Below are 14,207 nucleotides of genomic sequence, written 5' to 3'. Positions count from 1 at the left end.
ATGAAATTCGGTAGTCATGTTTCCATTAGAGAAGGCTATTTAGGCGCTGCGAAACAAGCGTTATCTATGAAAGCTTCTGCCTTTCAATATTTTCCCAAGAACCCTAGAAGTTTATCTGTAAAAGAATTTAGTAAAGACGATACAGCGTTATGCAAGAAATTCTGTGAAGAAAACGCCCTAGAATCGGTAAGTCACACCCCATACCCTACAAACTTAACATCTACAGATGATCATAAAAAGAATCTGGTTATCCAATCGTTATTAAATGATTTAGAGATTACCGAGGCATGTGGTTCGATTGGGGCAGTTGTACACTTCGGTAAGCTGATTTATCGTGATGATCCACTAGCGAGTTATCGCTTAATGATTGAAACGCTCAATGAAGTTCTTTGCCAATGGGAAGGAAACTGTAAAATTCTTCTTGAAAACAATGCAGGAAAACCTGGAACAATAGGAACCACAATGGAAGAGCTTGTCCAGGTCCGTAATTTGTCTGAGAAACCTGAAAAGATAGGTTTCTGTCTCGACACATGCCACGCCTTTGCGAGCGGACTATGGAATGGTGAAAACTGGAATGAAGTAATGGACAAAGGAATAGAACTCGGATACTTTGATCAGTTAAATGTCATCCATTTTAATAACTCAAAATATGATACCGGATTAGGAAAGGATCGTCACGCTACTATTTTTGGCGATGGGTACATAACAGAAGCTCAATTTCACCAGCTAATTAAAACGTCACAATTAGAAGATATCCCCTTTATTTTAGAAACACCAAAAGATAAGATTACACATAGGGAAGAGATAGGGCTGTTAATGGAAAAGTGGGGTACATAGTTTTTAATACCTCAATTTTAACAATACATCTCGAATTTCTTCATCTTTCATAATCGTGTCTTTAAACTTCTGTGTAATTTCGGTCAATGCAACGTCGTGATAGAAGAATTCGGTAAAGAATTTAACTAGTGGACGTGATTGAGTTCGTACAGCTTGCCACGCTGTTTCTTCCATACCTGCAAACAGAATCTCCTGTCCATCAACGATAAGGATACGGCTCCGCTCTAGTGTGTCATGACTGTTATCAGGGATCAAGGTAGAAACAGTAGGAATTGGCGTTGAAATCTCACCGATTACATGAATTTGAACATCAACTTTCGCGTTATATTTTGCTTCTAATATAGGAAGGTATGAGGTTAAATCATCGGCCCATCCTGAAATGAAAATGGATCCCTTAGCTTGTTCTAGTAGGCTTACTAATAAGGATTGAATGGACTGATTATCCTTTAATGTCCATACACGATCATCCTTTGGGGTTTCTTTAATTTGCGTATTTCTCAATTGTCTAACCTTGGTATTAAAGTCAGCTGTTAATTTTTTAATTGTAGACTCAAGTGGAAGTGCGGTGTAAAGCCGTTTTTTTTCGACGGTTGTTTCAAGAATCATACCTTTTTCAACCATACGATGAATTACCTCATACACTTTTGAACGAGGGACCCCAGACCCTTTAACGATACTTGTTGCATCTAAAGGCTGATCTACTGTGATAAGTGATTCGTACACTTGACTTTCATATTGGGTAAATCCGAATCTTTGAAGCACTTTTTTAGCTCCTTACTTAATTAATTATTTTTTACTATCATAGCACACTATTAATAATTTAAAAGCTACTAAAAATTCTCTTGCTTCCTCTGATTTAAAAAGTTACTATTATAGTGGTAACTTAATTGAAGGGAGATAAAATTATATGGATAAGCGTGTGTATTTACTAACAATTGTCTCTTTTATTGTAGGGATGGTTGAACTAATTATAGGTGGCATTCTAGATTTAGTTGCGACAGACTTTGGGGTGAGTCTTGGGCAAGCAGGGTTTCTTATTACCATTTATTCACTTGTGTTTGCAATCGCGGCTCCTGTTCTTTTGTCGTTAACATCAAAGATAGAAAGGAAACGTTTAACTATACTTGCTTTAGTAGTATTCTTTTTTGGGAATGTTTTGGCTGTATTTAGTCAAACCTACAGTATGTTATTAATTGCGCGGATTATATCAGCCGCTAGTGGTTCTTTGCTGGTCGTATTATGTGTAACGATTGCGTCAAACATTGTAACTGAAAAATACCGTGCTCGGGCAATTGGAGTAGTCTTTATGGGAATCAGCGCCTCTCTAGTATTGGGCGTACCAATTGGATTGATTCTAGGAAATTCATTTGGGTGGCGAACACCTTTTATTCTGATCACTGTTTTAACCTTACTGTCTATGGCATGCGTTCATTTCTTTATGGAAAAAATTGATCCTAAGCCTTCGATTCCAATCGTGCAACAGTTACGTACCTTGAAAAACCGTAGAATATTATTCGCTCAATTGACTACATTTCTTTTTTTGGCAGGTCATTTAACGTTATACGCGTACCTGACACCATTTTTAAAAATAGCGCTCGGGCTAAACGGAACATGGGTAAGTGCTGTATATTTGATTTTCGGGGTTGCTGCAGTTGCTGGCGGCGGTATTGGTGGTTTGCTTGCAGATCGATTTGGAACAAAACCTACTATTTTAGCAGTTATTGTTGCTTTTGGAATATCTATTTTTACGATTCCATATACGACTTTCGCCCTTCCACTATTTTTATTCGTAATGATGGTATGGAGCATGCTAAGCTGGGCGATTACACCGGCTATGCAGAGCTTTCTCATTGAATCATCTCCAGAGACTTCCGATATCCAGCAAAGCCTAAACAATTCTGCTCTTCATTTTGGTATTGCCTTTGGATCGCTAATTGGTGGGGTTGTGATTGAACAGGCAACCGTTGAACAAAATGCGACTGTTGGTGGAATGTTTATTATCCTAGCTCTTGCAACAGCAGTTCTGTCGGTGGCAAAAGAGGGCAGTGGCATTGCATTACCGTCTAGAAAATAATAGAGACGAATTCTTAAAGTAGTTACCTTCATTAAAATGATGAAGGTAACTTTTTAAACGATAAAATAATAAGAAACTTATTTCCAAGGAGGCTTCTTGATGAGAGAGGTTACATTAAAAGATATTTATGAGCATCCCATTACGCAAAAATATGTTAGGCGTTCAGGCATGGGACATGCAATATCAGTGTCCTATCATGCATTTCACCTGGCTGAAGAATTCAACGTTAATCCCGATCGGGCAGCAAAAGCTGGATTTTTACACGATATTGGCCATTATGAATGGTATAGGGATGGTAAATGGGATTATCAGTTATATCGTGATTTCGATATTCATCCAATTAAAGGGGCTGAACGCGCACATAAATTACTCGTTCGTCTAGGTGAAGATAAACAAGCTGCAAAGGAAATTTCACATGCTATTTTATTTCATACAGAATCTGCTATTCCAGATGGTAATTTTGAATTAAAATCTTTACAAAAGGTTGTGCACTTAGCAGATGAAAAGGACAAACAACCTGGTGATTCACACCACTATCGCAACATTGATAGACAGAAAGAAGTAGAACTTATTGAAAAGCTTGATCAAAAAATAGATAAGACGTAATTACGTAAATTTCTTAAAGATAAAAATATAGAGAAAAGACCTTTTTCCTTTCGGTAGTTGGAAGCGAAAATATACTGTAAATGAAAATTATTTTAAAACTCAGTCTAATAATATGGCCTATATTTTAGGTTTTTTCTTAGCTGATGGTATGGTAGATGGTTACGCACAATTGATCAGTTTTGCACAAAACTACATTTCCAAATGTACCAGAACAATATTTGAGCCACTTTATTAGGGGATATTTTGATGGGGATGGCTACGTAAGTTATAAAAAATATACTGTTTTTTAACGCAAATATAATACATTTAATGAAGAAAAATTAGATTTAGAAATGTTAATCGATAGAAATGATGTGCATCCAGCGGTTGCTTTGCAAAAACGCAAACAAAACTTCTTATCAAATTATGAACGTAGTCAATCACTCAAGGAAGCATGTGATTGTTTCAGAGTTAAAATAGAAACTCATGAGAAGTGGCTCAAATGGACAATTTATACGCGCAGAAATTTAATGAAATTGAGAGATTTAATAAGAAATGACTAATAACACAAAAGTGTTGTTATTGTAGTAATTTACTAAGAAATATATATGACGAATTTTCTACAGTTGCATATAATTTACACCTTAATACCAGCTTGCTGTTAAGATTGATTTAAAAAAGAAGGGAAGGTTTTATGATTAAGGTTAGAATGTCCTTACTACTATTCGTTACATTATTACTGTCTCTATTCATTCCAAACATTGCAAATGCGCATTCGGGACTAGAGAGTGCAAAACCTAGTGCAGGAGCAAACGTAGAAGAAAACATAAAAAGTATAGAATTAACTTTTAGTACAAAGATTGAAAACTTAAGTACACTCTATCTGATAAATGAGGAAGGAAATAAACTGGAACCAGCATCCATTGAGGTTTCCGATAACGTGCTAAAAGCTACTTATCAAAATGCACTTGACCCGGGTACTTATAAGGTGAACTGGAATATTGTTGGTGCTGATGGTCATCCCATCGAAGGCAAATATTCCTTTACCGTGATAGAATCGAATACAACTCAACCTAATGATAATACAAGTCAAGAAGAAAAGATAAATAGCGATGACAAAAATGAAGGCGAAAGCAAGACCAATGAAAATGAAAAGGATGCAACACTAAATCCATCTGAGCAAACAAGCAGTACAGATGAAGAATCATTTACCAATGTATTAATTATTGTTCTAGTAGTAGCAACATTAGCAATACTAGCTTGGTTGTTCTTCGGTAAACGTAAGAAGTAGGGGGGATTAGGATGCTTTTAGTCACACTAGCAGAATTTATCTTATATATTTGCTTTGCCATTCTTATAGGATCTTTGATTTTATTACTAGTTCCTGAAGAGAAAAAACCACCCGTAGCTATACCTAAAAAAATCCTGTATCTAGTTGTGGGTCTAATACCCATTGCAACCTTTTTACCAGTGCTTAAAATGGCTAACATATTATCTGGTGAAAATTTAGAGCTATGGCTTATTTTGAAAAATGTTATTTTCACATTTGAAATTGGGAAATCGTGGTTGTTTATTACGTTTGTGTCCGTCATTTTAATGATTGTTTTACTTAATAAAAATAGTACAAAGAAAAAGCACTTAATCGTTTGGGCACTAGTTCTCGCCTTATCAATACTACTTGGATATACACAATCCAGTCACGCAGCAACCATTACCGAGTGGAAAGGATTTGTTTTTCATACGCTTCATTTTCTATCTGTCGTCGTTTGGATTGGTATTCTATTTGTCGTTAGTTGGTTTGGGAAGAATAAGACCAATTGGCTAGCATTTATTAAATGGTTTACTCCTGTTGCATTGACGTGTCTAATAATTACGATTGTGGCTGGGTATTTCACTATGGGAATTGATATTAATTCAAATGATGATCCAAGCTCATCTATTGTTCAAGACTATCAAAATAGTCTACTTGTTAATTACGGACAAGCATTACTGTTAAAACACATTTTTATCATTTCATTAGTTCTATTTGCATTTATCAATGGAGTGCTTTTTTGGAGAAAATATGACATAGAGTCATATAATCCACTCAAATGGGCACGGTTGGAAAGTATGTACGCATTAATCGTCTTTGGATTGACGGCATTTATGGGACAATCCTGGCCACCACATCAAATTTATAGCCTCTTAAAAGCAGAGGGAGCTTCTCCACTTTTTAAAGCCCTTTATGACGGGGAAATACTCAGTGCTTATCAGGAGGCACAGAGTCTAGCTATTTTTAATGTAACGATGACGTTTGGCTTTGAAAGTTTTGTTCTATTTGGGTTAGGAATTGTATTTTTAGCTATAACACTTTTCGCAGCAATTGCAAGGAAATCTGTCTTTGTCTCAACCTTAGCCTCTTTGTTAATGGTTGTTTCTCTGTATGCAGGAATAATGATTGGTGTTCAGTAAGTTTTTGGAAATAAAAAGATGTGCCACTCAATTATGAGCAGCACATCTTTTTCTAATTAATCACGTGAGTTTATTAAAATCAAGAAGATAGCAATTAATATAAATGCAATTAGTGCAAGAAAAGGGATTGTAATAAATCCAAGCCAGTTGATATATTCCGCACTGCATGGAACACCATTCGCACATGGTTTTATATCAGCAAAACCTGGCACCTTCTGCTCTAAATAATGAAATAGTGATATAGAAGCACCAATAATACTCATAGGTAATACATATTTTTTAACAGACAAATCATTTCGAAATGTAGCTATTCCAAGAAATAGTACAAAAGGATACATGACTATACGTTGGTACCAACAAAGTTCACACGGAACAAAGTCTCTAATTTCACTAAAATATAAACTTCCAAGTGTAGCAACAATGGAAATCAACCAAGCAAAATATAAGAAAAGCTGTTTACTAACTGTTTTATTCATATACTATTTACCCTTTAATTCTTTTTCTATGGCTTGTTTAATTGCCTCGTAGTCAAATGGATCTTCTATCACGGTTCCATTTACCACAATCGTTGGTGTAAGTTGAACACCGAAATCAGTTACCATTTTTGCATCCTTATTCACTTCATCAATTGCATCCTGGTTTTCAATAGCTGATTTTAGTTTACTGGTATCAATAGTAGGTATTTCGCTCGCTACTTCGAGGATTTTTTCTGTTGTAACCCATTTACTGTCATGGTTTTCACTAGGCTGTGCCTTGAAAAGCGCCTTATGAAATTCCCAGTATGCATCGGGATTTTGATTATAAACCGATTCAGCTGCTAATGAAGCTAGTTTTGACTCTTCACCGTGAAATAGCACATTAATGAATGAGAACTTCACCTTACCAGTTTCAACGTAATCACTGACTAATTGTGGAAAGATATTTGTTCCCCAAACTTTACAAGCAGGGCATTTAAAATCACCAAATTCAACAACTGTCACTGGTGCATTAGGATCTCCTAAAGTTGGTTGACCATCGATTGATGGTTGTTTGTTCGTCGTATCTTTATCGCTTACTGAATTATCACCGTTAATAACAACCAAAGCAGCGACTAGTGCAACAATTACTAACGTTACAATTACAGCGATTTTAAATGGTGAATTATTTTGTTTCATCAAAGCACCTCTCATATTATGATATTACAATTTTACCATCAAAATTAATTGGACTAGGTTTAATCGTACATTGTTCAAAGAATGTTCAATAGTATAAGATTGACATACATATTAGGTATTGCTAATGTGATAATAGCAATACCTATTAGTAAAGTCTAATATAACAGGAGGGTACATATGGTAGAAATCGATTTAGACACAAAAATAAAGTTTTTGCATGGGTTTTCACATAAAACACGCATTCAAATATTGGATTGTATTAAAGAAAAAGAAAAAACAGTTTCACAAATTGTCAATGATCTCCAAGGTAATCAATCAAACATTTCACAGCATTTAGCCTGTTTGAAAGGTTGTGGACTTATTGTAGGGAGACAAGATGGAAAGTTTGTATATTATCGAGTGAGAAATCAGTTAGTTCATGATCTATTAACAATGTTCGATGTAGTGCTTGAAGATGTTCAAAATGATGTAGCTTGCTGTGAACAATATATAGATTAATAAGAGTAAAGAAGCGAAAAAAAGAAAATACTTCAGAAGTTTATTAATACTGATAGTGATATAGGCTATTGCTTATACCATTTATTCGACTCAAATTAAGAACACTTCTCCAGTTACCGTTGGTGATTATGCGCCTAACTTTTCGTTAGAAACGCTTCAAGTGGAATTGGTCCTATCCCAACCACATATTTAATCGATAAGAATGGAAAGGTACTTAAAATTATTACTGGAAGTATGACACAACAAAGTGTTATGGAATGCATGGAATTAATTAAACCATAAGTGTGAAGGGAGGACATTCCTATGCAAAATGTAACTATATTATATGCTTTTGCTGCAGGGTTATTATCTTTTCTATCCCCATGCGCATTACCTATATACCCCGCGTTTCTATTTTACATAACAGGAATGTCAGTAGACTTAACTAATAAGAAAGGAATGCAAAAAGTAGCTATTGCACATTCCATTGAATGGAGGTGTAAATGTAAATGTATCAAACTATAATTATTGGTGCTGGGCAAGCCGGCTTGGCAATGGGATATTACTTAAGACAATTAAATCATTCTTTTCTCATATTGGATGAGAATACAGAAGTAGGGGAATCATGGGAAAAACGGTATGATTCTTTAGTTTTGTTTACACCAAGAAAGTACAGTTCTTTACCAGGATTACCACTAATAGACGATCCACAAGGATTTCCTACAAAAGATGAAATAACCAATTATCTTAAAGAATACGCAGAACATTTTAAACTTCCGATTAACCATAACTGTAGAATAACCAGTCTTAAAAAAGAGAATAAATTATTTATAATTTCAACCAGTCATCGGGAACATAGTGCTCAAAATGTGGTATTAGCCACTGGACCATTTCAAAAACCAAGAATTCCTTCATTCGCGAAAACTCTATCAAAGGATGTAGTTCAATTACATTCATCGGAATATCGAAATTCATCACAGCTAAAGAAAGGAAATGTGTTAGTAGTAGGTGGCGGAAATAGTGGAGCACAAATAGCTATAGAATTATCGAAAGAAAAGACGACGTATCTATCTACAAGCCAACGTTTAACTTATTTACCAATGACAATTAGAAATAAAAGCATTTTTTGGTGGTTTGAGAAAGTCGGAATCTTAAAAGCGACTAATGGACTAATGATTCACTCATTGGAAAATTGATTCAAAAAAAAGGCGATCCAATCTTTGGTTTTGAATTAAAAAATGCTGTTCGAAATGGTGATGTCATCATTAAGAAAAGATCTGTTGATGGGCTGGAAGACAAAATTAAATTCAAGGACAAAACGCTTCTTCAGGTACATAACATAATATGGGCTACTGGATTCAACTCTGACTATTCTTGGATAACTATCAAAGGTGTACTAGATACTAAAGGAAAGCCAATTCAAAACAGAGGAATTACCAATATAGAAGGGCTGTACTTTTTAGGATTACCCTGGCAATCAAGGCGTGGTTCAGCATTATTACAAGGTGTTGGAAATGATGTACAGTATATTTATCAGTACATAAATAAATAAAATTAGAATGACACATATGGTGATGACCTGGTATAATAATTTATTTCTTTAGATCGAGAATAAATGAAGGTACGAAAAAATATTAACTTTATAAAATCTAAGTTTAACTCTGCTGATAGAATCCATTTTGATTAAAGTGAATTCTACTAATATCTATAGGAATAACGGAAAATCAGGGGAGGAAGTGATAAATGATGAAACGCAATACATTTATTTTATATTTCTTCGAGTAGACATAATATCTATTATAGGCACTCACAAAAATTACGATTATTTTCGTCTCAAAAACAAGTATACTTGTGATAGTGAGATAATTTCAAAAATCTCATGCTTAGGTTCACGTAGCATGAGATTTCGTTTTATTTACCAATATATTTTGCTGCCGGTCTAAATATTGTATTGTTTGATTCTTGTTCAATTGCATGCGCACACCAACCGACAATTCGACTGGAACTAAATATGGCCGTAAATAAATTTGGGTCAATTTCTAACGATTTCATTATTGCAGCTGCGTAATATTCCACATTTGTATATAATTGCTGATTTGGTTTATATTTCTTTAACATATCAATTGTTGCTATTTCTGTTTGTAACGCTAACTCAATCCATTCGGGTCTATTTTCTAATCCTAAAATGATTTGTTTTAATGCTTCAGCACGTGGATCTACGGTTTTATATACTCGATGGCCAAATCCCATAATTCTTTCTTTATTTTTCAGTTTACTATGAATTGTTTCGTATATATTATCTTTCGTCTCAATTTCATTAAGTAAATCAATAACTCCGGATGGCGCACCACCATGCAACGGTCCTTTCATGGTACCAATCGCACTTGTAATGGCTGAGATTATATCACTTTGTGTTGATTTTGTTACTCTAGCTGCAAATGTTGATGCATTTAGACCATGTTCCATTGTCATAATCAAATAAGCTTCAAGCATTTTAACATGTGTGGAATCCACATTTTCTGTAAGCATATACATGAAATTTTCAACATGCTGTAAGTTATTATCAGGAACAATAAAAGATTTATTTTGTGAATGTCTAAAGCGACATGCAATAATCGTTGGCATCATAGCTATCAATTGAATAGCAGTGTCATGGGTATCATCTTGATAAAATGTTACGGCAGATATTGCTGTTCGTAAAACATCCATCATCTCTTGCTCAATTGGTAATTGATCAATTATTTGTTGAAGATATGGTGGCATATAACGATATTTATTTAAATGTGATTGAAATCCCTGCAATTCTTTTTCTGATGGAAATGTACCATGTAATAAATAGAATGCTGCTTCTTCAAAAGAATAATTCTGTACAATATCGTGAATTGCCATTCCACGATAAGTCAAAATGCCCTCTTCTCCATCAATATTACTTAATTCCGTTTCGACAGCGACTACCCCTTTTAAACCTGGTTGATACATTGCTATCTCCCCCCTTTGTTATGATTTCATTATATAGGAGTAAAATGATTATTAAAATTTAATTATTTTTAGTATAATGATTAATAATTCTTATTGATTGAGGTGAGTTAATGGACATTCGTACATTACAAACATTTATTTTGGCAGCTGAACATGAGAACTTTAGAATGGTTGCAGAAAAAATGTATGTCACACAACCAGCCGTTACCTTTCAAATTAGACAATTGGAGAAAGATGTAGGGAGCAAATTATTTATTAAAAATGGAAGGAATATAGCTTTAACAGAACTCGGAAGATTATTTTATATGGAAGCAAAAGAAATGGTATTACAGTATGAAAGTAGTATGGAAAAGGTAAATCGTTTTCAACAGGGCTATCATAAAACGATACGTGTAGCAATTTCACCGTTGTTAGCTGATACGATTTTACCAAGTATTTTACGTGAATATACAAAAAGATATCCAAACGTTGAAATGTCCATTCAAGTGTTAGAATCAAATCAAATTTCGACCGTAATTGATAATGGTCAGGTTGATATAGGGCTTTCCTGTTTACCTGGAACTGGCTCCATTAAAACGACTAAATTCCATGAAGAGTCTGTTAACCTTGTTTGTAATCATGATGGATTTGATGCAGAATCAGGACCTATTATTGATGCACAGGAGCTATTAGAGCAAACAATTATTTTCACAGATAACCACCCAGCATATTGGAATCAAATTAAAGAGCAACTTAAAACCAAGTTAAAGTCCTATAAGTTCATGAAAGTAAATCAATCCCACATCACCAAACGGTTTGTATTAGAGGGTATTGGAGTAAGTTTTTTGCCGAAGTCGATAATTAATCCTGAAATAATGGAAGGTCGTTTGTTAGAAGTGCCAGTTAATTTTATGAAAATACCGACCGCAAGTATGTTTATACTACATAAATATGACCACCAAATAGAAAGCAACTTTGTTAAATTTGTATCGAATTATTATTTTGGTTGAACGAAAAAAGCAACCAAATCGGCTGCTTTAATCATTTTTAACTTTATTTAACGGTCTTTTAGCTGGACCTTCCACAACATCGCCAGTGTAGGAAAACCTTGATCCGTGACAAGGGCAATCCCATGTTCTATCTCCAGAATTCCATTCAACCTCACACCCTAAATGCGTGCATGTTGTATCAACCATATGAAGCTTATCGTCCTGATCCTTGTACACACCAGTACGTTTTCCTTTTATTCTCGTAACGGTGGCTTCATCTTGTGAAAGTTCACTTACTAAGTCACTAGTATATTCTAATTTACCTTTGATTAAATGTTTTGCTACATCAGCATTTATGCTGGTAAACTCTCTGACTGCTGGATCAGCTTGAAACCTTGAAGGAGAGTATAAATCTTGATAGTTACTTTCACCAGCTAAAATAAGATCACTAATCATTTGCGCTGCGAGCGTCCCGTTTGTCATTCCCCATTTCCGAAAACCTGTTGCAACAAAAACAGATCGTTGTTCTTTTGTGATTGGACCAATATATGGTACTTTATCTAACGTTATCAGATCCTGTGCTGACCACCGGTAGATGTACTCGGAAATTCCAAACTCTTTTTCTGCAAATTGCTCCAAAGCTTTATAATGGTTTATTGTCGATTTGCTTTGCCCAGTCTTATGGTTTTCGCCACCTACAAGCCATAAGTCTTTTCCATCCATTTGTGTTGATCGAATTGATCTTGTTGGGGATTCAGCATTGATATACATGCCACCTGGGAACTTTTTATCTGATTTAATAGCCACTACATAAGATCGATCTGCATACATACGGGTTGGATAAAAGCCTTGCCCATCATAAAAAGGGTAATGTGATGCCTGAATGACATATCGACATGATACACGGTGACCATCTCGTGTAATGATCGATGGATGCTTATTATATTCCACATCAATAGCAGTTGTATGTTCATAAATTTCAGTACCGTTTTTAATACTATCTTTTACTAGCTTTTTCAAATATTTTAATGGATGATATTGAGCTTGGTTCTTCATGATTAATGCCGACTTCATAGGTACTTCTAATGGCATATTTTTCACCAATTCACTTGGAATCTTTAACCTATCATAAGCCTTTTTCTCCATTTCCAATTTAGATAGATAGAAATCAGAATTTGTATAAAGATAAGCATCTTCTTCAGTGAAATCACATGAAATATCATGCTTATCAATAGTATTTTTAATAAACTCTTTCGCTTCCGAACTCGCTTTATAATACATGGACGCTTTTTCTAAACCAAAATGTTCAATTAATTCATTATAAATCAGGCCATGTTGAGCGGTGATTTTAGCAGTTGTATGTCCAGTTGTACCATTTAGAATTACGCCCGCATCAATTAATACAACCTTTACATTTTGCTTTGCTAGCAGATATGCAGCAGTAATACCAGTTATCCCGCCACCAACGATTCCGACATCTGCTTCAATCGATTTATCCAATTTAGGAAAATTTGAAAAATCCACTGAATCACGCCAATATGGTTCGGGAAAGTGCGGTATTTTTATATGTTCTGTCATTATGATTTTCTCCTTCATTCACAAATTTATGTATAGGATTAGCGCAACAATCCGCTATTATTCATTTGTGTGAAAAAAGGAAGGTCTATTTCTGTATGTCCTTATAACTTGGTATTTGAAAAACACCAGTAGCATTTCTTACAGCATTCAATACAGCTTGTTCCACAACCTGACTTGCTAACATACTTAGAACGTTTAAATCTGTTTCAATTTGATTTGTAGTCAATGTGAAAAGTGTATCACCATCAACTAATGTATGGGATGGCCTGATGGTTCTAGCAAAGCCATCATGGGCAATTGAAGCGATTTTATTTGCTTGTGATTTAGTTAGCTTGGCGTTTGTTACAATAGATCCTATAGTTGTATTACCAGAAAAACGGTTAGTTGGTTTATTTTCTAATTGCGCAAGCATTTGCTCATCACTTTTAAGAAACGTTCCATTTAAACGATCGTAAGCCCCTGCTACTATCTGATTGGTTGTCGGATCAATGATATCACCAAAAGCATTTACAACAACTACCGCTCCTATCTGTAATTCACCAATTTCTAACGCATAGCTCCCAATTCCTCCACGCATCACAAAATCATAACCTAAACATTTTCCTACAGTTGCACCTGTCCCAGCACCCACACTTCCCTGACTAAATGTTTTGTCTAAATAGGCTTGTGTACAAGCCTCATATCCCATCTTACTATCAGGGCGGACAACTGGGTCTCCGGGATATAAGTCGAATAGAATTGCTCCAGCTACAATTGGAACCTTTGTAACTTGCACATCAAAGCCAATACTTTTTTCTTCTAAAAGTTGCATCATTCCGCTGCCTACATCAAGTCCAAATGCACTACCTCCTGATAAAAAAATGCCATGTACTTCTTCGACAAGGTTTTCAGGATGTAACGCATCTGTTTCACGTGTTCCTGGTGCTCCACCGCGAACTTCAACACCACCGATTGCGCCCTTCTCACAAATAATGACACTACAACCAGTTAGCGCGTCATCATTTTGCGCATGACCAAAGCGAAATCCTTTTATCTCTTGTAGACGTATTTCTTTCATTTTTTTACATCCTTTCTTTCAATGTTTTAATAAATTAGTGACAGGTT

The 14,207-nt window shown here is 35.1% G+C and carries 14 protein-coding genes and 3 pseudogenes; 11 read left to right on the top strand and 6 right to left on the bottom strand.

What is annotated here, in order from left to right:
- On the top strand, positions 1-837 hold the full coding sequence (locus tag CFK40_RS11465; protein ID WP_089532432.1) for a deoxyribonuclease IV: 837 nt from the start codon (positions 1-3) through the stop codon (positions 835-837).
- A gap of 3 nt (positions 838-840) precedes the next feature.
- Here CFK40_RS11465 and CFK40_RS11460 read toward each other — a convergent pair whose 3' ends face one another.
- The gene (locus CFK40_RS11460; RefSeq protein WP_089532431.1) at positions 841-1,599 is read right to left on the bottom strand and encodes a TrmB family transcriptional regulator; all 759 of its coding nucleotides are present in this window, start codon (positions 1,597-1,599) and stop codon (positions 841-843) included.
- A 145-nt stretch (positions 1,600-1,744) separates the two neighbouring features.
- Between CFK40_RS11460 and CFK40_RS11455 the strand changes: the two genes are divergently transcribed.
- The 6 genes and pseudogenes from CFK40_RS11455 to CFK40_RS11440 all read left to right on the top strand — a co-directional run bounded on the left by CFK40_RS11455 (position 1,745) and on the right by CFK40_RS11440 (position 5,947).
- Entirely contained in the window at positions 1,745-2,911 is a 1,167-nt protein-coding gene (locus tag CFK40_RS11455) for an MFS transporter (RefSeq protein WP_089532430.1), read from the top strand.
- A 99-nt stretch (positions 2,912-3,010) separates the two neighbouring features.
- Positions 3,011-3,517 (top strand): HD domain-containing protein, encoded by a 507-nt coding sequence (locus tag CFK40_RS11450; RefSeq protein ID WP_089532429.1) that lies wholly within the window; start codon positions 3,011-3,013, stop codon positions 3,515-3,517.
- A gap of 52 nt (positions 3,518-3,569) precedes the next feature.
- Positions 3,570-3,669: pseudogene (locus tag CFK40_RS21810) on the top strand (endonuclease); the annotation flags it as partial.
- A gap of 35 nt (positions 3,670-3,704) precedes the next feature.
- A pseudogene (locus CFK40_RS21805) lies at positions 3,705-3,801 on the top strand (LAGLIDADG family homing endonuclease); the annotation flags it as partial.
- A 389-nt stretch (positions 3,802-4,190) separates the two neighbouring features.
- Positions 4,191-4,787 carry a copper resistance CopC family protein gene (locus CFK40_RS11445; RefSeq protein WP_089532428.1) on the top strand — a complete coding sequence of 199 codons (597 nt, stop codon included), beginning with the start codon at positions 4,191-4,193 and terminating at the stop codon, positions 4,785-4,787.
- 11 nt (positions 4,788-4,798) lie between these two features.
- The gene (locus CFK40_RS11440; protein WP_089532427.1) at positions 4,799-5,947 is read left to right on the top strand and encodes a copper resistance D family protein; all 1,149 of its coding nucleotides are present in this window, start codon (positions 4,799-4,801) and stop codon (positions 5,945-5,947) included.
- Between the two features lie 56 nt (positions 5,948-6,003).
- Here CFK40_RS11440 and CFK40_RS11435 read toward each other — a convergent pair whose 3' ends face one another.
- On the bottom strand, positions 6,004-6,423 hold the full coding sequence (locus CFK40_RS11435; RefSeq protein ID WP_089532426.1) for a disulfide oxidoreductase: 420 nt from the start codon (positions 6,421-6,423) through the stop codon (positions 6,004-6,006).
- A gap of 3 nt (positions 6,424-6,426) precedes the next feature.
- Positions 6,427-7,104 (bottom strand): DsbA family protein, encoded by a 678-nt coding sequence (locus tag CFK40_RS11430; RefSeq protein ID WP_089532425.1) that lies wholly within the window; start codon positions 7,102-7,104, stop codon positions 6,427-6,429.
- 174 nt (positions 7,105-7,278) lie between these two features.
- Between CFK40_RS11430 and CFK40_RS11425 the strand changes: the two genes are divergently transcribed.
- From CFK40_RS11425 to CFK40_RS11410, 3 genes and pseudogenes are all read left to right on the top strand, one after another.
- Positions 7,279-7,599: an ArsR/SmtB family transcription factor gene (locus CFK40_RS11425; protein ID WP_089532424.1), complete on the top strand. Its 321-nt coding sequence runs from the start codon at positions 7,279-7,281 to the stop codon at positions 7,597-7,599.
- 303 nt (positions 7,600-7,902) lie between these two features.
- Complete coding sequence (locus CFK40_RS11415; protein WP_089532423.1) at positions 7,903-8,103, top strand: cytochrome c biogenesis CcdA family protein; 201 nt, start codon at positions 7,903-7,905, stop codon at positions 8,101-8,103.
- Positions 8,088-9,130: pseudogene (locus tag CFK40_RS11410) on the top strand (flavin-containing monooxygenase). Before CFK40_RS11415 ends, CFK40_RS11410 begins: the two are co-directional and overlap by 16 nt.
- A gap of 359 nt (positions 9,131-9,489) precedes the next feature.
- Here CFK40_RS11410 and CFK40_RS11405 read toward each other — a convergent pair.
- Entirely contained in the window at positions 9,490-10,557 is a 1,068-nt protein-coding gene (locus tag CFK40_RS11405; RefSeq protein ID WP_089532422.1) for a citrate/2-methylcitrate synthase, read from the bottom strand.
- A 110-nt stretch (positions 10,558-10,667) separates the two neighbouring features.
- Here CFK40_RS11405 and CFK40_RS11400 point away from each other — a divergent pair, with 110 nt between their 5' ends.
- On the top strand, positions 10,668-11,546 hold the full coding sequence (locus tag CFK40_RS11400) for a LysR family transcriptional regulator (protein ID WP_089532421.1): 879 nt from the start codon (positions 10,668-10,670) through the stop codon (positions 11,544-11,546).
- Between the two features lie 27 nt (positions 11,547-11,573).
- On the opposite strand, the gene CFK40_RS11395 is transcribed toward CFK40_RS11400, so the two are convergent.
- The gene (locus tag CFK40_RS11395; protein WP_089532420.1) at positions 11,574-13,103 is read right to left on the bottom strand and encodes an FAD-dependent oxidoreductase; all 1,530 of its coding nucleotides are present in this window, start codon (positions 13,101-13,103) and stop codon (positions 11,574-11,576) included.
- Positions 13,104-13,188: 85 nt separating this feature from the next.
- Positions 13,189-14,160, bottom strand: coding sequence for a P1 family peptidase (locus tag CFK40_RS11390; RefSeq protein ID WP_089532419.1), 972 nt, complete (start codon positions 14,158-14,160; stop codon positions 13,189-13,191).
- Between the last annotated feature and the right edge of the window lie 47 nt (positions 14,161-14,207).

Source organism: Virgibacillus necropolis, from assembly GCF_002224365.1.
Taxonomy (GTDB): Bacteria; Bacillota; Bacilli; order Bacillales; family Amphibacillaceae; genus Virgibacillus_F; species Virgibacillus_F necropolis.
The sequence above is the reverse complement of the archived record's forward strand: the minus strand, read 5'-3'. Positions and strand labels throughout refer to the sequence as shown.